This is a genomic window from Nonomuraea sp. NPDC003201, from assembly GCF_053590415.1.
Window position 1 is genome coordinate 1 of the sequence record NZ_JBSFTC010000217.1, and the last position, 20,152, is coordinate 20,152.

18 protein-coding genes are annotated in these 20,152 nt (G+C 67.8%); 3 read left to right on the forward strand and 15 right to left on the reverse strand.

Going from position 1 to position 20,152, the window contains the following annotated elements:
- The 5 genes from ACWDX9_RS44305 to ACWDX9_RS44325 all read right to left on the reverse strand — a co-directional run.
- The coding region (locus ACWDX9_RS44305) for an ATP-binding cassette domain-containing protein (RefSeq protein WP_449965816.1) at positions 1 to 246 on the reverse strand (246 nt) is incomplete at its 3' end.
- A gap of 254 nt (positions 247 to 500) precedes the next feature.
- On the reverse strand, positions 501 to 1,193 hold the full coding sequence (locus tag ACWDX9_RS44310) for a DUF305 domain-containing protein (RefSeq protein WP_449965817.1): 693 nt from the start codon (positions 1,191 to 1,193) through the stop codon (positions 501 to 503).
- 987 nt (positions 1,194 to 2,180) lie between these two features.
- Entirely contained in the window at positions 2,181 to 2,624 is a 444-nt protein-coding gene (locus tag ACWDX9_RS44315; protein ID WP_449965819.1) for a hypothetical protein, read from the reverse strand.
- Between the two features lie 29 nt (positions 2,625 to 2,653).
- A complete protein-coding gene (locus tag ACWDX9_RS44320; RefSeq protein ID WP_449965822.1) occupies positions 2,654 to 3,607 on the reverse strand; it encodes a M56 family metallopeptidase in 954 nt (317 codons plus the stop codon).
- The gene (locus ACWDX9_RS44325) at positions 3,604 to 3,975 is read right to left on the reverse strand and encodes a BlaI/MecI/CopY family transcriptional regulator (protein ID WP_449965824.1); all 372 of its coding nucleotides are present in this window, start codon (positions 3,973 to 3,975) and stop codon (positions 3,604 to 3,606) included. Before ACWDX9_RS44325 ends, ACWDX9_RS44320 begins: the two co-directional genes overlap by 4 nt.
- A 238-nt stretch (positions 3,976 to 4,213) precedes the next feature.
- On the opposite strand from ACWDX9_RS44325, the gene ACWDX9_RS44330 reads away from it, so the two are divergent.
- Entirely contained in the window at positions 4,214 to 4,804 is a 591-nt protein-coding gene (locus ACWDX9_RS44330) for a methyltransferase domain-containing protein (RefSeq protein WP_449965827.1), read from the forward strand.
- A gap of 321 nt (positions 4,805 to 5,125) precedes the next feature.
- Here the strand turns inward: ACWDX9_RS44330 and ACWDX9_RS44335 are convergent, their stop codons facing one another.
- The 5 genes from ACWDX9_RS44335 to ACWDX9_RS44355 form a co-directional block, all read right to left on the reverse strand.
- Complete coding sequence (locus ACWDX9_RS44335) at positions 5,126 to 5,947, reverse strand: M56 family metallopeptidase (RefSeq protein ID WP_449965830.1); 822 nt, start codon at positions 5,945 to 5,947, stop codon at positions 5,126 to 5,128.
- The gene (locus ACWDX9_RS44340; protein ID WP_449965833.1) at positions 5,944 to 6,297 is read right to left on the reverse strand and encodes a BlaI/MecI/CopY family transcriptional regulator; all 354 of its coding nucleotides are present in this window, start codon (positions 6,295 to 6,297) and stop codon (positions 5,944 to 5,946) included. Before ACWDX9_RS44340 ends, ACWDX9_RS44335 begins: the two co-directional genes overlap by 4 nt.
- A gap of 46 nt (positions 6,298 to 6,343) precedes the next feature.
- Positions 6,344 to 7,864, reverse strand: a complete 1,521-nt coding sequence (locus ACWDX9_RS44345) for a multicopper oxidase family protein (protein ID WP_449965835.1) — start codon at positions 7,862 to 7,864, stop codon at positions 6,344 to 6,346.
- 68 nt (positions 7,865 to 7,932) lie between these two features.
- Positions 7,933 to 8,307: a hypothetical protein gene (locus ACWDX9_RS44350; protein ID WP_449965838.1), complete on the reverse strand. Its 375-nt coding sequence runs from the start codon at positions 8,305 to 8,307 to the stop codon at positions 7,933 to 7,935.
- Positions 8,308 to 8,366: 59 nt separating this feature from the next.
- Positions 8,367 to 8,957 carry a GNAT family N-acetyltransferase gene (locus ACWDX9_RS44355; protein ID WP_449965841.1) on the reverse strand — a complete coding sequence of 197 codons (591 nt, stop codon included), beginning with the start codon at positions 8,955 to 8,957 and terminating at the stop codon, positions 8,367 to 8,369.
- 139 nt (positions 8,958 to 9,096) lie between these two features.
- Here ACWDX9_RS44355 and ACWDX9_RS44360 point away from each other — a divergent pair, with 139 nt between their 5' ends.
- A complete protein-coding gene (locus tag ACWDX9_RS44360) occupies positions 9,097 to 9,813 on the forward strand; it encodes a helix-turn-helix domain-containing protein (protein ID WP_449965843.1) in 717 nt (238 codons plus the stop codon).
- Between the two features lie 53 nt (positions 9,814 to 9,866).
- Positions 9,867 to 11,324, forward strand: a complete 1,458-nt coding sequence (locus ACWDX9_RS44365; protein WP_449965845.1) for a hypothetical protein — start codon at positions 9,867 to 9,869, stop codon at positions 11,322 to 11,324.
- A 64-nt stretch (positions 11,325 to 11,388) separates the two neighbouring features.
- Here ACWDX9_RS44365 and ACWDX9_RS44370 read toward each other — a convergent pair whose 3' ends face one another.
- From ACWDX9_RS44370 to ACWDX9_RS44390, 5 genes are all read right to left on the reverse strand, one after another.
- On the reverse strand, positions 11,389 to 11,904 hold the full coding sequence (locus ACWDX9_RS44370) for a hypothetical protein (protein ID WP_449965848.1): 516 nt from the start codon (positions 11,902 to 11,904) through the stop codon (positions 11,389 to 11,391).
- 722 nt (positions 11,905 to 12,626) lie between these two features.
- The gene (locus tag ACWDX9_RS44375; protein WP_449965851.1) at positions 12,627 to 15,026 is read right to left on the reverse strand and encodes a ricin-type beta-trefoil lectin domain protein; all 2,400 of its coding nucleotides are present in this window, start codon (positions 15,024 to 15,026) and stop codon (positions 12,627 to 12,629) included.
- 177 nt (positions 15,027 to 15,203) lie between these two features.
- Positions 15,204 to 17,963: a cellulose-binding domain-containing protein gene (locus tag ACWDX9_RS44380; RefSeq protein ID WP_449965854.1), complete on the reverse strand. Its 2,760-nt coding sequence runs from the start codon at positions 17,961 to 17,963 to the stop codon at positions 15,204 to 15,206.
- A gap of 105 nt (positions 17,964 to 18,068) precedes the next feature.
- The gene (locus ACWDX9_RS44385) at positions 18,069 to 19,493 is read right to left on the reverse strand and encodes an arabinofuranosidase catalytic domain-containing protein (protein ID WP_449965857.1); all 1,425 of its coding nucleotides are present in this window, start codon (positions 19,491 to 19,493) and stop codon (positions 18,069 to 18,071) included.
- 31 nt (positions 19,494 to 19,524) lie between these two features.
- Positions 19,525 to 20,152 (reverse strand): cellulose binding domain-containing protein (locus tag ACWDX9_RS44390; protein ID WP_449965859.1); only part of this gene is annotated, 628 nt, incomplete at its 5' end.

The window sequence follows — 20,152 nt, forward strand, 5'->3', positions numbered from 1 at the left end:
CACCAGGGGCTCGGCCACCAGGCTCGCGACGCGCATACCGGGGTGGAGCGCGTCGTAGGGATCCTGGTGGACGAAGCCGATCCGCTGCTGGAGGCGGCGAAGTCCACGGCCGCGCCGCGTGGTCAGCTCCTCGCCGGCGATCTCGACGCGGCCGCTCGACGGCCGGAGCAGGCCCAGGACGATCCTGGACAGGGTGCTCTTGCCGGAGCGACATGACCCCCGCGCGGCTTGCCCGACTTCTAGCAAAAGGACACAACACTAGGGATATCCCTGTGCCGGTGGACCGGATGTACACCGTCGGTCTGGGCATCGGCGCGGCGCTCCTTCTCGCCGCGCTCGCGATCACCTTGTTCCGGGTCCGCCGAGGCCGCAAAACTCCTATGACCGGTAGTTGAACCAGCTGCTCGAGGTGGACGACGGTTTTAGATTCGTTCGCGTCGGCAGCCGCAGCGATCCCCGTACGGCAGCCTCGGTGTCGTACGGGGATCGATCGGCGCGGTTCAGAGCGTCGGAAGCAACTGCTTCATCTGGGAGAGTTCCGTCCGCAGGCTCGTCTGAATGGTCTTGGCCATGGACTTGACCTTGGAGTTGCCGCCCTTGGTGATCTCGTCCTGGGTCACCTTGATGGCGCCCTGATGATGGGTGATCATCATCCGGGCGAACATGCGGTCGAACGCAGAGCCCTTCATGTTCTTCATCTTGGCCATCTCGGCCGCTGACATCATGCCGGGCATCGATGTCATCATCGGGTCGTCGTCCGCCAGCGGTTGTTTGTCCCAGGCGGTCAGCCAGCCGTTGAGCTTGCCGAGCTGCGACTGCCCCTGCATCTGGATCTTCATGGCGAGCTCCTTGACCGCGGTGTTGGAGGCGTTGCTCTGGGCCCACTTGGCCATCTGCAGGGCCTCCTGGTGATGCGGGAGCATCATCTGGACGAACATCACGTCGCCGTCGTTGAAGCCTGCGGCGGGTTTCGAGGACGACATATCCATGCCGTCCATGTCATCGTCGGTGGGCGCAGGCGTCGACTCGTCCGTGGTGCCGTAGTCCGAGTCGGCCGGCTTTGATGGCATGTCCATGCCCTTCATGTCGCTGCTGGCCGGCGCCGCGGCCCCCGCGCCCGCGGTCGTCGTGCCGGACGCGCCGCCGCAGCCGGTGAGCAGGGTGATGGCGCCTATTCCGGCGATCGTGGTCATGGTGAGGCGCTGAACAATGGCCATGGTGAATCTCTCCTTCGGAATCTGAGATCGGAAAAGGCGAGCCGGATGTGACCGGCCGGCCTAGATCCGCAGAACCGAAAGAACGGCCAGATCGGGAGCCGCCCTCGACGGCGGCCCTCTCCCGTGCCAAGGCAGCAGCGCGCCCCGCCTCTCGCCGACGTCACTCCGCCGCCCGGCCCACAGGCCCAGGGCCGACAGCAAAATGAGCAGCGAGGTCAGTACGGCGGGACACGAAAGAGACGGATTGACCGCCATCACACAGGACACGGCGTCGTCGGCGGCGATAGGCGTCGTCCCATACTGGGAAATGGGTGCGAAGTGCTGGGCCGGGTCACCGGACGGGCCATGACAGCGCAAAGTGTGCACGGCTCCTGCCCCGAGTGCGAGGGCGACGAGGAGCAGCCAGACCATCCGTTGCCGGTTGCTCCCGCGCATGTCACCTCCCGACCTCTCCGACTTGACGCCATGCTGAACAGGTATCAGGAGGTACGCGGGTCGATGCTTTCGGGTTCATCGGGACCGGAGGACCACCGGATCTTCTGCTCCGCGGGTGGTGACTCGGCTCCGGCGGAGACGCGATTCCACAGGAGTCCCTACAGCTCGGAAAGGGAGCACTCGATGACTTCCTTGGCCACTGTCAGAAGCATTATCTACTATCTTTAATCGTAGATGGTTGCCGAGTCGTCCGAGGAAGCTCATGGAGATCACTGTTGTCCATCCCGACGATCTTGGGGAGCCGGAGACGAGTGTCTGGCGCACGTTGCTGCAGTCCTCGTACGAACTCGCCAACCCTTTCCTCTGCCCCGAGTTCACGATTGCGGTGGGGAGGCTACGCGCCGATGCGCGAGTGGCAAGCCCGAGGCAGGGGAAAGACGGCGTCCTTCGATCACAATCGGCAATAGCTCATGACTGTATGTACTGACATGCTTTGAATGAGTGATTGCCTCGTTTGCCGAAGGTGGTTCAGGTGCCGCGTCCGGTCGGGACGGCGCAGGAACGCAGGGCGCGCAATCTGCGACGGAGAGCCTCGGCCAGAAGTAGGAGCGATCCGACGGCCAGCACGGGCTGCAATGGTGCGAAATAGGTGAGCGCGCCGCCGGCCCCCAAGGCCATCACCACGAGCTTGTTGCAGATCGGGCAGCCAACGGCGAACGCGGACAGCGCTCCCCCGACCAGGGTCTTCTTCTGCTGGTCGGGTGGCGGCTGGACGGGAGTCACGTAGGTGGCGACGATCAAGCCGGTGAGCGCGGCGGTCAGGATCCACACCGGGTAGTTCCACCACGGCACCGGCGTCATCCGGGTGAAAAAGGGCGTGGAAATGATGCTGGCAGGAACCCCGACAAACAGTGCCGTGACGATTGCACCCCCGAGTCCGACAATCCATTGCCGAGTTGTCCACGTACGCATCACTACCTCCTATCCTCCATAGTAGGACGTTATTGAAGCGTCGGACAGCCGGCCAGGAAAGCGATCAGCGGGGGCGCCAGGAGCACGGACGCCGGGCCTGCCAGCAGCCCGCTCACTCCGAGGGCGGCAAGCAGTCGCTGTCTCTTGCCCAGGGGCGCTGGTGCCGGGGAGAGGAGGCGTACGATGCGGGCCACCGCGGTGTCGCCGCCGACCCCCAGGGCGTTGGCTGGAGTCGACGCTCTGGCGACGGCCATGAGTGCGGTGGCGATCGTGTCCCGTCCGTGCTCGCGTGCCGCCGTGTCGTCGGCCAGGATCTCCACGAGACGTGGGATCTCCCGGCCGAGCCGGGCGAAGAGCGGCAGCCGGGGAACGATGCGCGCGACCGCCTGAGCCGCGTTCAGCAGCAGGTGATGGCGACCGTTGAGATGGGCACGCTCGTGGGCGATCACCGCGTGCACCTGGCTGGGGTGGAGGCTGTTGAGCGCACCCCGCGTGATCACAATCAACCCCTTGCGTCCTGGGACGCAGTAGGCGGCCGGCTCGTCGTACTCCACGACCAATGCGTCCAGAGCGCGATGGTGGCGCCCGACGAGCAGGAGTGCGCTGCAGTGAGCGCGTCTGCCTCGCCGGCCACCGAAGAACACCGACAGGGCGCAGTGAGCCGAACGCGCCACTGCCAGTCCTGTGATCGTCGGCCCGGCAAGAATCGCGAACGGGCGAGGCGGGGCCGAGGAGGGGTGGCCGGAGAGCGCGTCGCCGCAGGCGGTCACGAAGGCGGCGAGCTCGTCGCGGAAGGCGTGGGTGGGAAAGGCGAGTTCCACGCCCGCGAGCGCGGCCGACATCACTACCGAAGCGGCTGCGGCCAGCCAGATCGCGATAGTGACGCGTGGGGCCCGGCTCAGCCAGTGAGCCCGTTCGATCAGGAGATGGAGCACGCACCCGGCACCGATGGCATAGGTGGCCAGGATGATCGCGGCGGTCACTCGGAAGAGACTTTCCGGGCGACCCGGTGGCGTGCCTCCTCCAGCGCGGAGAGCTCCTGGGGTGTGAGGCGTTCAAGGAAGTGGATCAGGGTGAGGGCCTGGTTTCCGCCTGTGGCCAGCGCCTCCTGCATGAGGCCGGCGCTGTAGGCCTCATGGGTGGCGGTGGTTTCGTAGACGTAGGCCTTGCCCGATGGATGGCGGCGCAGCAGGCCTTTCTTGTGGAGCTTGTCCATGACCGTCATCACCGTGGTGTACGCGATCGACCGGTCGCGTTGCAGGTCCTCCAGAACCTCGCGAACGGAGGCGGGCCGCTGCCATGACCACAAGCGGTCCATGATCGTGGCTTCGAGATCGCCGAGACTCCGCATGCCGTGCCTCTCCCAGGCTTGATGCTATTGCTCATAGTAGCTGATCCGGTATGGGCTGCCTTGGGGAAGCGCCGCTCGCCGACCAATGTAAGCCTCTACGGCATGGGGAACTCGAATCCTGGCGACTGGTGATGTGCCTCGCCCGGGAGGGGTTCTCTTCTTCGACCCGGCCAAAATATACTATTGACCGTCGTAGCCTGTTCGGGTGAACGGAAAGCTCGTCATGAAACCTGCCGGGATGCTCGCCATCGCGGGGTTGGCGGTGATAGGCGCGGCATGGTTGCGCCGGCGCCGCTCCACGTCGTGCCGATGCGGCCGGCGTGTCTTCGTCCGACTGCTCGTTCCACGCTCGTTCGCCTCGTGTCACCGGGTGTGTGATGTGCTCAACCCTCGACCAGGGGAGCGAATCCTGGCGGTTGGCCTGGGCGCCGGATCATACGCCCTTGACGTGGCCAGGAGACTCGGCTCCAACGGCAGGCTCGACCTCTTCGACGTCCGGCAGGAGAAGCTGGACCGCACCATGGCGCGCGCCCGCCGTCAGGGCCTGACCAACGTGGCCACGTTCAGAGGCGACACGCGGCGCCTTCCGTACGTCGACCACTCCTTTGACGCCGCGTGCGTCATCGCTGCTCCCGGCAGTGACGTTTCCCCGCAGGAACTGGCTCGTGTGCTACGCCCGGGCGGGCGGCTCGTCGTAGGTCTCCATGCCGGCACGCGCCGGCTGGTCTTCGGGGCGGTCCCTCTGGTGGACGGACACCGTGCTGCCCGTCACGGGTCCGGTGGCCGAGTCACTCTCCCTGCCCGAACTCGTACTTCGTGGGCGGGGTGAAGGGCGGGTCGGGCGCGCCGTAGACCTCTGCGCCTCGACGTGGACCACGCCGCGAGTGTCATGGGTGTGCAGCGCTGACACCGATGTCCGCCGGGACCGGGGTCGGCTTGCCGTCCACGAACACGTCCAGTTGAGCGTGATAGTGGTCGGCGGTGCCCATCGGCCCTGATGCCCGGCATCGGGTCGGCGGGTACGGCCCACCGATGCTGATGACCATCCGGCGACGGCGCTTCTCCTGGCGCTGCTGGACTGCCTTCAGCTGCGCCAGGCGCCGGCGGGATTCGTGCTCTTCGACGATATATCCCTCGATCGCGCGGCTGTCTAGGCGAGCAGGAGCAAGAGCCCGAGATGGTGCAGTTGCAGGGCGGAGGTGACGGTGCCGCCCATCATCATCCAGCTTCCGCCGAGGAGCAGCGGGCCCGCCACTCGGCTGTCGGGCGGTGTCTCGCTCAGCAGCGCGGCCACGCGCCGGCTGGTGTGGCTGGAGGCGAACCCGGCCTGCGGCGTGGCGTTCGAATACGCGAGGGCGACCTTGGCGATCGTGCGCGCGGTCAGCTTCCGATCGCCCACGGCCGCGGCGGCGTCCTCGTCAGCCCACCGCTCCAGCGTGTAGCGAAGTGCGCCGGCGGCGAGGGCAAGGGGCGGGAAGATCTTGGCGGTGACGGTTGCCGCCGCGAGGTACAGGTGGTGCCGGTGCCTGAGGTGGGTCTCCTCGTGACGGAAGACCACCTCGAGCTCCCGGCTGGACAGCAGGCCGAGCAGGCCGGTCGAGACCGTGACACCGCCCTGCCTGCCCGGTACGGCGATGGCGAACGGGCGCTCATCGTTCACCAGACCGGTGGCCGTTCTGAGGTCACGCCGCCAGCGCCGGGCCGTGGCAAGAACGTGGACGATGGTGAGAGCCAGCAGGGCCGCGGACGTGAACGCCAGAGGGAGCGGAGCCGAGCCGTGGCCGCCTTCGTTCGGCTGGGCGGCGACCACGATGATCAGCACGAGCGTGCCGATCACCGCCAGCGCCGCGCTCGCGGACAGGACGACCAGGGCCCGTGCGATCCACTTCGGATGCAGGCGTGGCTGTCGCCGGCTCAGCAGCAAGGTCAGTGCCGCCAGCACCAGCGCCGGGAGGAACGACTCCGGGCTCATGAGCGGTCGTCGAGCACGGCCCGGAGCGCGGCTTCTTCGGTGGGGCTCAGCCCGTGGACGAAGTGGCTCAGGACATCCGACGGATCGTGGGCCAGGCGGAGGTGGCCGAACATGCGCTCGGCCGCCAGCCCGGACTCGTTGGCGGTGAGGCGGTAGGCGAAGCCGCGCCCGCGCCGCTCCCGTATCACCAGCCCCTTGTCCAGCAGCCGGAACAGGATGGTGTTGATCGTGGTGTGCGCGGGCGCGCCGTCGAGCCGCTCGCGGAGCTCGCTGGTGGACAGGAAGGTGTCCGCACCCGCCAGCACGGCGAGCACCTCGGCCTCCAACTGTCCCAGCTTGCGCCGCGTCATCGGGATCCTCCCGGCGATCCGTCCGTTCAGCCGAATGTTAGCCGTATCAGGTCGGCTGGTATCCGAGCAGCGTCATCATGCCTGACTCCGCGTGGTAGACGTTGTGGCAGTGGATCATCCAGATGCCCGGATTGTCGGCCTGGAAGTCGACGTCGAGGGTGGAGTTCGGCAGCACGATGGCGGTGTCCTTGCGGACGCCGGTGGGCAGGGCGAAGGTGTGGCCGTGCAGGTGCATGGGGTGCCACATCGTCGTGCGGTTGACGAACGACAGCCGCACCCGTTCCCCTGACCGGATCGGGGTGATGGTCTTCGGGTCGTACTTGCGGCCGTTGATCGCCCAGTCGTAGGCCGTCATGGTCCCGGTGAGCTCCAGCTTCACGGTGCGGTCCGGCTGTTCGGGCGTCAGCCGTACCGACTCGTGAGGGTGCAGCTTGGCGTAGCGGATGACGTCGCCGTCCAGCTCGCGGGGGCGCAGGTCCGGCTTGGGGGCGGCGGTCCGCTTGCTGGTACGGATCAGCGCGCGGGCGAGGGCGTTCTTGCCTTCGGCCAGCGCGACCAGGGGGAAGACACCGTCCTTGAGCGTGACGAGTACGTCGTAGCGCTCGCCCATGCCGATGAGCAGCGCGTCGGTGTCGGCCGGCACGGTGGGGAATCCGTCGGTGTGGGTGACGGTCAGCCGGTGACCGGCCAAGGCGACGCGGAAGGCGGTGTCGCCGCCGGCGTTGATCATGCGGATGCGCAGCCGGGTGCCCGGCTTGGCGGTGAGGGTCTCGGGGTCGGTGGGGAGGCGGCCGTTGATCAGGAAGTGCGGGTAGCGTACGTCGCCCGCGTCGCCGCCGAGCAGCAGGCTCGTGGCGCCCATCAGCATGTGCTCACCCATCCCGGACGACGGGCTGGGCGTCGTGCTCGTCATGCCGGTCATGCCGCCGTGGTCCATGCCTCCCATGCCGCGGGGCAGCTCGGCCAGGACCTCGTCCGGGGTGCCCGTGACACCGTCGAGCCAGTCGTCGAGAACGACCGTCCATTCCTCGTCGTAGCCGAGCGGCTCGCGCGGGTCCTCGACGATCAGCGGGGCGTACAGTCCGCGATCGAGCTGGGTGCCGGAGTGCGGATGGAACCAGTACGTGCCAGGGTGGGCGGCGGTGAACTCGTAGGCGAACTCCGTGCCCGTCTTGACGGGCGGTTGGGTGACGTCGGGCACGCCGTCGGCGTCGTTGCGCAGGGCGAGGCCGTGCCAGTGGATGGTGGTGTCGGCAGGCAGTCGGTTGGCCAGGCGGGCCCGTACCACTTCGCCTGCGGTGACGCGGATCGGGCTGCCGGGGATGCGGCCGTCGTAGGCCCAGGTCCGCACCGTCACACCGCCGAGGTCGGCCTGGGTCTCGGCGGCCACCAGCCGAACGTCCTTGACCGCGCCCGGCTTGCGGGCCTGCTCGGCGGCGCGTACCTGCGCGCCGGTCGGGCTGACGAATGGGGATGCCGCGGTACGGCTCGGGCTGCAGGCGGCCAGAGCCGCCCCGCCGAGCAGGCCGATACCGGTTCTGAGCAGGGTGCGTCGATCGATGTCCATGGTGATTCCTCGCTTGAAAGATCGTGCCGGAAGGGAGACCTCGGACCCTCAGGGGGCCGGATCCCCGTCTAGATCCGGAGCACGACCGTGCGCGTCAGCGACCGGATCGGCGGCGCGCGAAGGAACCTGGACCAGAGCCGAAGCGGCAGGCTGGTGAGGCCCGACGCACCAAGGCCGTCACGGGCACCCAGCCGGAACAACAACAGGGTCAGAGCCGTGCCGAGGATCGCCAGGCACACCCAGCCGGCACCGGCGCCCTCGTGGGACTCTTCTCCGGCAGCGATGCCGGCCTCGGAGGACACGGCATGCATGGCGGGGTGGCTCCCAGCAGGTGGCATGTCTGCATGCCCGTTGATGTGGCCGAGCGTATGCATCGCCACGACGCCGAGGGCCACGACCACGAGCAGCATCAGGCGCAGGATCACCCGTTCTGCTCGCATCATGCCACCCAGGATAAACACATCGCCTATGGTGCGTAGTATTCAGGCTCATCCACGCGTGATCAGAGCTCGAGCACGAACGGGCCCCAGGCCCGGTCGTCGCCGTCGTGCACCGCGTCCTGGCGTTTCCACCCGAGGTTCGCGGAGAAATCCTGGGCTGCCCCATTGTCAGGGGCGGTCTGCAGCTGCACGTGCTCGACGCCATGGGCCCTGGCGACCTCCACGAACGTGGCGACCAGCTTGCTGCCCACGCCCGACCGGCGCTTGCTCTCGTCCACGGCGATGTGGCTGAGCATTCCCTGCCTCTTGCGCTGTGCCGTCCCCGGGCGGCCGTCGTCAGAGGCCCGGCGGATGCCCCTGGCGTAGCGCTGTACCCGCGTGCGGACGAACCTGGCGGTCAGTTTCGGGCGCACGAGCAGTGAGGCGGCGCCGGCGCGAGCCAGCTGCCATCGATCCAGTCTGATCACGTGGCGATGGTGGGTGGCGGCGTCGGTGGAGCCGACCAGGAAGCCCGCCAGTTCGCCGTCCATCTCGGCGACCAGTGCCACTCCGGCGGGGCTGGTGAGGAACGTGCGGTAGTAGCGGGCAAGGAACCTCTCCCCGAGTTCGACGAAGAAGCCATGCGGCAGATCGGCCACATGAAGCCGAACCACGGCCGGGATGTCACGAAGCTCCATCACACGCAGCGACGCGGCGGGACGCGCGGAAGGCGGCATGCCAGGAAGCTACTGCTCTCTGGCGCGCCTGGATTTCGAGAGGTGCTACACATACCTACTATCTATACTAGTAGCCATGACAGATATGGGCGCATGGACTGGAACGGTGCGTCTGCGACCCGGCGCGTTGGTCTTCGTCGGCGAGCTCGGGTCCGCTCACGCTCACGCGCATGCCGCCGTGCAACTGCTCGTGGTGGGCTCAGGGCGCGTCATTGTGACGGATGAACGGCGAGGCGAGCGGAACGTGGCGGCGGTGGCGATACCGCCCGGTGTTCAGCATGCAATGCGCTCCGAGAACGCCTTCGGCGCCGCGATCTACCTTGATCCGGCAAGTCGCGGTGCCGGCGTGACCGCCCAGGACCAGGTGGCCGATTGGGAGAGCAAGGCCGATCTCCTGCTTTCCGCTCCCATCGATGAGGAGTTCCCCGAGACGGCGCTGACGCTGCTGACCTCATCCCGCGCCGCTGATCCCCATCCCGCCCTGCGACAGGCGGTGGACCTGGTCCACCACGGCACGGTGGGGCCTCTGCGCCTGGCGGATGTGGCAGCACAGGTCCGCATGTCGCCGAGCAGGCTCGGACACCTGTTCAGTGAGCAACTGGGGCTGCCCTTCACCGTGTACGTGCGATGGGCACGGCTACGCGCGGCCATGGAAACCGTGCAGAAGGGCGGATCCCTCACGGAGGCCGCTCATGCGGCAGGCTTCACCGACAGCTCCCATCTGACCCGCGTCACGCACGCCATGTTCGGCCTTCCTCCCTCGGCGCTGGCGCGCGGTGTGCGCTGGGAGTGAGGACAGCCGCTGCGTACAAGCGGCCAACGGGACGGAGCGGTCAAGCTGCCACTATGTCTGATAACACAGCACCACAGCACCTGCTGCTCACACCCACAGCGGCCGCCTTCGTCGTGATGGCCGGTCTGGTCTCGCTGTTCGCCACCTATTGGGACGACGCTTGGCATACCGACATCGGCAGGGACGACGCGCTGATTCCCCCGCATCTGCTCCTGTACGGCTCGGTGGCCGTCGTCGGCCTGATCGTCGCGGGCTGGGGGCTTCTCGCCCTTTTGCGGACGAGGTCATTGATCGCGGTGCTGAGGCAGCCTCCCTTGCTCATCGCGGGAGTCGGAGGCTTGGCCACGCTGGCCTCGGCACCGATCGACGCGCTGTGGCATGAGGCTTTCGGGCGGGACTCGGTGTTGTGGAGCCCGAGCCACATGCTCACCGTGTTCAGCACGCTGGCCTTGATCGGAGGGGTGCTCGCGGGCCTGCGGCCGGCCGCCCCGCGGCCGCTGTGGTGGGCGGGCGGAGCGTTGCTGCTCGGTAGCGCCGTCACCGCCGTGCTCGAGTTCGAAACGGACGTGCCCCAGTTCAGCGAGACGCTCTACCTCCCGGTGCTGCTTGTCGCCTCGATGTACGCAGCCATATTGCTCCGCTCCCTCTCGCCGGTTCGATACCTCGTCGCGGGGGCGGTCGCGGTTTACGTCCTCGCGCGGTTGGTGATCAGCGTGCTCCTGCTGGCCATGGGCCGCACTGCTCCTGATCTCCCGCTGGCCGTCATCGGGCTGGCCGCGATCGACCTGCCGTGGCGCCGCCCGGCGACGGCCTACGTCGCCGGTGCGGCAGGGCTGGCCGCCACCACGGTGCTGTCCGCGGGCGTGGGCTTGAGCAGTGTGAACGTGGATGACGTGCTCGGTCCCGCGGCGGTGGTGCTGATCGGCTTCTGCGGAGTCCTGCTTCTCATGGGACGTCGAGCAAAAGGCGCGGTTGCTGCCGCCTTTCTGCTGTCGCTGAGCTTGCCCGTCCTGGCCCCCAAGCCTGCTTCGGCCCACGACCCGGGGCAGGGTCAGATCGTCGGCACCGCCGTTCTGACAGCCGGCTCGGACGCTGCCGGAACCATGACCCTCACCGTGGAGGGGTGCGCGAACCTCTCCCCGGTGCGGATCGTCGCCCGCCGAGCCGGTGAAGAGGTGTCCGGCCCGCTCACTGCGTTGCCTGGCGCGTGCCGCAGCAGCGGCCGGGTGCGGGTCGAGCCGGCGGGCATGTGGTTCCTCTATGCCGAAATGCGTGACCGAAACGGTACGGTGGAGACATGGCTGCCGGTCGAGACGGGGGATCGGGAAACCGTACAGCAAACGCGCCCCATCTACGTTCCAGCCGGTACGACGCGCGTGACCGCTGCGCAGATCGCGGCAGGCGCGGGCCTGTACGTGGTGGGCCTGTCCATGCTGGTGCTGACCGTCTACCTGGCTCAGCGAGGTCGTCGGCGAGTTGTCCCGCAGGTCGCCGATGGGAAGCGAACGTAGCAGCTCCATGGATGGTCCACGCTATGGCTGCTTCGGATGTCGCCACCCCGTAAGGTGACGGGGTTCAGCGCTTGAAGCCAATGTGCACGTGGTCGTCGTGCACCGTATTGGTGAAGCTCCCGCCATATCGCGTGGAGAACGCCCACGGGCCGCCGACCTCGTCGGAGCCGTACTGCAGCGCCGTTTCCATGACGGCGCGGACCCTGACGTCCTTGGCGGCCACCCGCTTGCCGTCGATCGCCCAGATGTCGACAGCCCGGCGTCGGGTGTGGTTGCTCACCGACGGGCTGTCGAACACCTTGAACGGGTGGCCGGTGGACAGCACGGTCACCGAGATCTCGTGCTTTCGGGACAGCCGTAGCATCACGTCAAGCGTCCGGTCGTCGATCCGCCCGGCCTCGATGTCCCATCGCGCACTGTCAGGCAGCGTGATCCGGTTGGATGCCAGCACCTTCCGCCCCACCGGTCCTGCCTGGCTCGTGCCCGGCCGCTTCCCGCCCAGGGAGGCGATCTCGGTGACCCTCCACGCCGACCCGCGTTTGGCCAGCCGGATGTCCAGGGTGCGCGTCCTGGTGGTCACTGTGCCGTTGCGCCGCGTGATGTCGCTGCCGGGCAGCCGGTTCGAGACCAGCTCATACTCGTATCCAGCCAGTGAGCGCGAGGCCGAACCTTTGGTCCTGGGTGGGATCGCAGCTGGTGGCCAACGAGTCTTTGTGGAGTCTGCTGAGCCGGAGGTTGTTTGTGGATTATTTCGTCATCACGATGATCGTGGGGTCACGTCTGCGGTAGCCCTGGCTGCCGTGATTGGTGGCTTCGGCGGCGTTTCACCAGATCGGCATGCCGGCGCAATACCCTCCGAGGCGAGCGATCAACCGGAGCCCGACAATGGTGAGCTGTAGGTATCAGCCGCAGAGCTGCGGACAATACCAGTGATCCGCCCATACAGGGTTTGCGCATCCACAGGCCGGATCGGTGCCGATCCCCGCCGCCGCGTGGTACGGCACGACGCGGCGGTAACCGGCGGGCGGCCACCGCGAACACCTCCAATTCCTTGCCCGCCACCACGAGCCGCGTTCGATGGGGCACGGTCACTGAGGTGAACGACCGGCTTTCTACGGACTCTGCGCGGGTTTCGTACAGGCTTTCCGACCCCGGGCGGGCCAGTCCGCGCGCCCCGAGGTCATACCTGCGTGCTCCTGCCGGCTCGGGAGATCGAACCGGCCATCCGAACGTCAGCCGGACGTCTTGTGCCGTCCGGCCAGCATGAGTGACGGGCTCCGGCGAGGGCGACCGGTGACCGAATCAGCTACGTGTCCACTTCTGGTTGTTCCCGCCGTTACAGGCCCAGAGGATCACCTGCGTTCCGTTCGCGGTTCCGGCGGCGTTGGCGTCGAGGCATAGGCCGGGCTGCGGGGCGGTGACGGTGCCGTCCGCGTTGAGATTCCACTGCTGGTTGGGTTGCCCGGTGCAGTCCCAGATGATCGCTTTGGTGCCGTTCGCGGTTCCGGCCTCCAGACACTTGGTTCCGTACACCTGCAACTGCTTGCCCGAGGTGTAGGTCCACTGCTGGTTGGTCCCGCCGTTGCAGTCCCACAACGCCACCTGCGTGCCGTTCGTCTGCGACAGGGCCGGCACGTCCAGGCAGCGGCCGGCGTTGACGTTGCGCAACGTCGATCCATCGCCCGGGCTGCCGGAGCCGGCGACGACCTTGAGGTTGTCGAACTGGGCGGTCTCGCCCTGGCTGGTGCCGTAACCGACTTGACCGGCCGAGAAGGTGGAGTCGCTCACTGTTCTGATCACGGTGCCGTCGATGGTGGCGGTGATGGTGCTTCCGGAAAAGCCAAGGGCGAGGCTGTGCCAGCGGCCGGTGCCGAGTGCGGCGGTGGTGCCGCCGGCGATCGTGGTGAAGGTGCAGCCGGTGTTGTTCCGCAGGATCGACCAGGCGCCGGTGTCGCTGACCCGCAGGTAGTAGGCGTTCAGCCCACATGGCTTGAGGTCCTCGGTGCCGGCCCGGCCGATCAGCTCGGCATAACCGGGCTTTTCCAGCAGTACGTCGGAGGAGACCGTGTAGTTGTTCCAGGCGGTGTTGCCGAGCTGCGCGTACGGCGTGGCGTTCTCCTTCCACAGGATCGGCTGTTGCGGGGTCGCCTGCCGCACGCAGGTGCCGGCCCGGCCGCCGCCGCAAGGCGCTGCCTCGAAGGCCCCTTGCATGGCCATGAGGTACTTGGGCTCCCTGCCCGTGGCGTAGCCCTCGAAGTCGTCGGTGTAGGGCAGGCTCAGGGATCCCTGCGGTGGGCTGACGGGGCTGCCCTTGCCCTGCCCGGTGGTGGTGGTGATCGAGTACAGGTACCCCGGTTGGACGGTCAGGGAGAAGTTCCCGCCGGAGGGGGTGAGGTCGGCGGTGTGCTGGAAGATATCCGCGGAGTTGCTGGAGTTGAGGTTGGTGGCCCACACGTGTACCTGTCCGGTCGACAAGCCGCCGGTGACGGTGAAGTTCAGCGTCTGGGCCGCGGTGGCGTCCATCGTCTCGATGATGGTGCTGTAGTCGTGGTTGTTCGGCGACTTCAGCGACACGTAGCTGCCGTTGTTGCGGTTGCCGCCGATGTAGCCGCTGGAGGTGTCCAGGTACTTCCAGCCGGGGGCGGTGAACTGTCCCGTGTGGGCCATGGCCCACAGGTTCTTGCCGGCCGAGTACCAGCCCGACCACGGCTGGTTGGCGACCATCAGGCCCACCGTCGGCCAGGGGATGTTGGGCGTGATCGCGGCCAGCAGGTTCCAGTGCAGGTAGCCGGTCCACTTGCCGTCGATGTAGCCGCGGTTGAGGCCGCGGGCGATCGCCTTGGCTCCGCCGTTGTAGTCCTGTGAGCCGTTCTCGCCTGCCCACAACTGCTTGCCGGAGTTGAGGAAGTTGGCCGGGGTCGGGCATGAGCTCTGTGGTCCGAGGTAGCCGCACGGATAGTGGGCGGTGAACACGTCGACCGCGTTGCGGAAGGCCGGGTTGCCGGCCGCCTGGTCGGCTCCGACCCAGCCCGGATACTGGTCACCCATGATGAGCTTGACGGTGCCGTAGCCGTTGGCGTTGAGGGCGTTGCGGACGTTGATGGTGAAGTTGACGTCCCACTTTCGCTCGTTCTGCACCGGGGTGAGGTAGTCGATGGTCAGGTTGTGCTGCTTGGCGCAGCCGAGCCAGGACAGGTAGTAGTCGATCATGTCCTGGGACAGGAACGTCCCGTTGCCGATCCAGCCTGGCGCACCCCAGGCCAGGCCCACCAGCTTGATGCCGGGGTTGCGCGCCTTGGCCTGCTCCATGATCCACCACTCGTACCCGCGGTCGCAGTTGAGGTCGCCGCGGAAGTGGGCGTGGCTGGCCTCCGCGCCGCTGGTGGAGTTGGTGTCGCCGCCGATCTCCACCTTCAGGATCTGCAGGCTCGCGCCGTACCCGGGCTTGAACAGGTAGTCGAGGATCTGTGCGCGCTGCGGCTCGGGATAGTCGATCAGCAGGCGGCTGTTGCCGCCACCGCCGCTGACCGCGCCGACGCCGTCCAGCGTACGGCCGCCCGACGCTCCGTTGATCGTGATCGAGGTGGCGGCCTGGGCGGGTACGGTGACCGCGGTCAGCACGCTGCCCGAGGCCAGAACGGCTCCGGCGGTCACGACCGCCGCGGCGCGCAGGCGTCGGAGCAATCGTCTGACTCTTGACACGGCGGGTTCTCCCTTCGGGGACTGGTGTCGGGGACGACCCGGCCTCCGGGTCGGGTCGTCCTCGAGCGGGTGGGGTCGCCGCCAGGAGACGACCCCGAGGCCGGACTGTGGAGATCGGCGCGGGAGACGGAGGCCGGGCCGTTCGGAGCTCGGCGAGCCGTACTCCCGCGTCCGCGGTCACAGTCCGATGCTCCGGCTGCCGAGGCGCTTGGCCGCGGTGGCGGGGCTGCCGCCGACCGCCGCGAAAGGCAGGGATGTGGTGGGCGCCGAGGCCCGCTGGATCAGGTACGGCGTGCCGGCCTGCGCGGGGATGGTGATGGTGGCGCCGGTCTGGTTCGTCAGCACGGTGGCACCGGTGCCGTTCACGACTGTGACGTTCTGGCCGGGCCAGGGGTTGCGGACGGCGATGTCCCCGCTCGCTCCCGCCTCGACGGCGACGGTGACCAGGGTGCCGTTGCGGATCTGGACGTGGGCCTTGCCCTTGTGCTGGATGTACACGGTCCCGTCGGCGTCCCAGCCGGTCGGCCAGCCGGGGGCGACGCGCAGCGTGCCGTCGTAGTCCTGGACCAGGCCCTCGGTGACCGCCGCGGCGGTCACCCCCAGCTCCTCCAGGTACGGGTTGGTCAGCTTGGTGGCATCCCAGCTCGCGAACCCGTTGGGGAAGACCTGATACTTGTTGATGTTGGCGATCAGGGCGGTCCGCATCTCGTTGCGTAGACCGAGCCGCGCCGCGTGCAGCGCGTCGAAGCTCCAGTCGTTCTGAGTGATGTAGCTGCGGTGGCTGAAGGTGCGCTTGGCCAGGTCGGACTGGTTGCCGCTGTCACCGATGAGGTTGTACGGCCACACCGGCTCCAGGCCGAGGTTCTCCACGTTGTGCTTGGCCGCGGTCGGCTGCGCGGACAGGGCGAGCATGTTGTTCCCTGCGGCGTCGGAGGACGGGCCGAGCACCTGGGTCTGCCCGAAATCGGTTCTGGGCAGCGGCCGGATCTTCGGGATCGCCGTCCGGAGCCTGGTCACGAGGTCGGCGTCGACGCCGAGCGTCTGGGCCGCCGACACCGCCAACGGGAAAAGCGCCTGCATCGCGGCCACGTCGCTGATCGGGTCATCGACGGACCATTGCGTCTCGTGCGCGTTGGAGTGGGTGTGCAGCAGGCCGTCGGAGCCGGTCCTGGCGTGCGACAGCAGGAACTTCGCCGAATCCCGGATGATCGGGTAGTTCGCCGACAGGAACGCGCGGTCGTCGGTGGCGAGGTACGTCTGCCAGACCCACAGGCCGATCTCGGCGCCGGAGGTGACGGTTTGCGAGTTGTAGGAGGGGGCGATGGCCGAGTCGCAGGACTCGTTGCCCGCGTACCAGGTGCCGTTGCCGTTGAAGCGCATGGTCTCCGGCACGCAGATGCCCTCATGACCCGGATAGCGCGCGCTCGTCCAGGCCGCGATGTTGCTCAGGTTGTTCCGGTAGAGAGTGAACATCGGCGTGTTCAGCGAGAAGGCTCCGGCCGACAGGTTGGCCTGGATCATCATCCGCAGGTTCCAGAACCAGTAACCGGCCGGATACCAGGGCTGGGTGTCCTGTCCGACGTTGAACAGGTTGGCCTCACCGGCCTGGGTGCCCGGGTAGGTGTCGCGGTTGCTCGCCGCGATGCTGTAGAGGTACAGCGTCCGCATGTTCTCGAAGTACTCGCCCGACCCGTCGCTGGACGTGATCTTGATCAGGCCGACCGAGCTCCAGTAGTCGTGCCACCACGACAGCGTGTCGGCGGCCAGGTCGGCGGAGCCCCGGGTCAGATCGCCGCCCAGCAGGGTGGTCGCCGTCGTCAGCGCGTTGCCGCCCTTCCAGCCGGGGGAGACCACGATGACCCGGAACGATCCGTCGGCGTTGGGCTGGAAGCTCACCTGCGCGCTTCGCGAGTCGGGGTTGGCGGCGCGCACGTTGCGCCCGCCGGCGCTGACGCCCGCCATCGTGCCGAACGTCTGGCCGGAGGTGCCGCCCCCGCAGCAGTCGGTCCAGCTCTCCGACAGCGTCGCCACCGAGCCCGACGCCTCGGCCTTGGGGTTGCGCGGGCTCCACAGCTTCACCTGCGCCGTCTGGGAACTGTTGGGGTCGGCCCCGGTGACGTCCACCACCAGTTGGGAGCTGTCGGCGCGCACATAGGCCTTCAGGGTCATCCCGCCGCCCGACTCGTACAGCGTTCCGTCGTAAAGGTCCAGGTGTCCCTTGAAGTCGGCGGCCCCGGTGAGCCTGCTCAGGCCGGGGATGACGACCTGGCCGGGTGACTTACGGTCGGGGAAGGTGTCGTTGCGGTTCAGTTGCGCGGTGAAGCCGTTCGCTCCCCACGCCGCGGCTCCCAGCGTGCCGTTGCCGAGTGGCGCGAACTGGCTGGCGGTGGAGTTGGCCCGGCTGAACACGATGCTGGACCGGCGGACCACGTTGGGCGTGTCCACCACGAACTTCCCGTTCTGCCAGGCCGTTGACGTGCCGGTCGGTGGCGTCGACGGGGTCGGCGAGGGGGTGGTGGTGACGGTGCCGGTGCAGGTGGTGCCGTTGAGGGCGAAGGTCGCAGGGACGGGGTTGGCGGTGTTGTTCCAGGTGGCGTTGAACCCGAAGCTCGCGTTGCCCCCACTGGGGATACCGCCGTTGTAGCCGGCGTCGCTCACGGTGACCTGCGCGCCCGACTGGGTGTAGGAGCCGTTCCACAGCTGGGTGATCGTCTGCCCGGCGGTGTACGACCAGGTCAGCTTCCAGCCGTTGACCGGATCGCCCAGGTTGTCGATCGTCACGTTGGCGCCGAAACCGCCTTGCCACTGGTTGGTCACCGTGTAAGTGACCCGGCAACCCTCAGCGGCGTGGGCGGAGCCGGCTGTCGCGATCCCGAGGGCGCCGAGCGCCGCGGCCGTCGCGGCCGCGAGCCAGCGCCGATGTCGGCTGAAGCGCACTGAACTCTCCTTAGGGATGGGTGGATCGACGAGGTGCCTGCCCCGCGAGGCCGCATTGTCGGCTGCGGGGCTCGGTCATCCCGGTAGCTGGGCCACCTGACCGACTCACCTGTATCCGGCGGCGACGATGTTGGCCTGCACCGCGTTCTCGGTGGCGTCCGTCGGATAGCCGGAGGTCATCACGCCTTCGTAGAAGGTGCCGGCGGCGCCGTGGCTGTTGTCGCCGCCGATGCCGAGGATGATGGCCCCTTCCTTCTTCATCGGGTTGTAGCCTGCGACGTTGGGACGTGGCCCGTTGTAGAAGGTGGACAGGTTGCCCGATTGGGCGTTGCCGCCGCGGATCGACCAGTGGTTCGGCTCGCCCTTGATGATGGCGGTCAGGTAGCGGTGGCTGATGGTGGGGTCGTTGGCGTTGTACTTCTGGTTCACGCCGGAGAACAGGCCGTTCTCGAGGTCGGCCATGATCCAGGGGCCGTTGCCGGCGCCGTAGCCCCAGACCTTGATGTTGCCGAAGTAGATGGCCTCCATCGTGCCGTTGCCGTTGTCGCGGCTGTTGGTCTCCGCGTTGCCGTAGTCGAAGCAGCAGCCGCCGTTGTAGTGGGTGCCGTCGAAGATGGCGTACATGCCCTCGGGCTGGTCTCCCTTGGCGATGCCGTTGGTGGTGTTGTTGCGGTAGCCGACGCCGGGATCGACGTAGACGCCGTAGGCTTTGCGGCCGTAGACGGTGGTCGGTGCCTTGGTGGCGTTGGCGAGGTTGTCGTATCCGCCCGGGGCCGGGCCGGGGAACCCGCCGGGAGGTGCTTGGGTGAGGCGGTTGTTGCGACCTGACTGGTCGTAGATGATGGTGATGAGGCAGGTCGTGCCGGCGCAGAACGAATCCTGCGTGGCGGCGTCGGCGCCCCCGCCCGCGCTCAGCACCCCGATGTCGCGGGTGGTGTTGTCGGAGGAGCGGCGTACCTGGTAGAGCGGGCCGTTGTAGGAGGAGTACAGGGCGCGGGTGGTGCTGTGCGCCGCCACGCACGGCGTGCCACCCGCGGCGTAGATGTCACACGGCTGCCTCGATGAGGGCGGCGGCGTGACCGGGGGAGTGGGGGTGGAGACGTCGCCGGTGCAGGTGACGCCGTTGAGGGCGAAGCTCGTCGGCACCGGGTTGGAGCCGTTCCAGCTCCCGTTGAACCCGAAGCTGGTGCTGCCGCCGCTGGGGATGCCGGCGTTGTAGCTGACGTTGGACACCGTCACCTGGGCGCCGGACTGGGTGTAGGTGCCGTTCCACAGCTGGGTGATGGTCTGACCGGCGGGGAACGCCCAGGTCAGCTTCCAGCCGTTGATCGGGTCGCCCAGGTTGTTAATGCTCACATTGGCGCCGAAGCCTCCGGACCACTGGTTGGTCACCGTGTAGCTGACCTCGCATCCGGCTGCGGCCGCCGATGCTACATGTGTCGCGGCGACACCGACACCGGCCGTCGACAGTGCAGCGATGGCCGCGACCGAGAGTGCCACCCGTCGGCGCAAAGTGCTGATTTGTCGCATGCCTGCTTACCTTCCTTGAGATGGCGTTCGGTCATGGGCTCGTGCAGGTGACGCTGGTGGGGGAGGCCGAGCCGCTGCCGTTGGCGGTGAAGCCGAAGGTCGTCGTTCCGTTGGCGGCGATGGTGCCGTTGTAGGGGGTGTTCCTGACGGTGACCGCGCCGGTGGTGCCGGTGTTCACGCCGTTCCAGAGGCTGGTGATGGTCTGGCCACCGGCCAGCGTCAGCTGCACGGTCCAGCCGTCGACCGGCGCGCTGCCCGCCCGGACCGTCACCGTCGACTGGAACCCGCCGTCCCAGCTGTTGACCGTCTCGATCGCAGCCGAACACGCCCCCGGAACGGGAGTCGGGGTGGGGGTCGGTGTCGGGCCGCTCTGGAACTGGGTGAAGAACTTCCACACCTCTGCCGGGACCCAGGTCCTGGAGCCGCTGTCGCCGCCGGCCCCGTCCTGTGGCGCGGCGATGTGGCCTTCGTCGAACGCGGCCCACACGACCGGATGCCCGGCCGAGCATCCGGAGTAGGTGGTGACCCGGTGCGTCAGGCTGCCCTGTGCCGGCTCGGGCGGGCTCTGGGCGGTGCAGCCGTTGTTCCGGACGAACCGGTCACGCAGGGATCGCCCGCCGGAGATGTTGAGCACGTTGTCCCTGATGCCGTGGATCCCC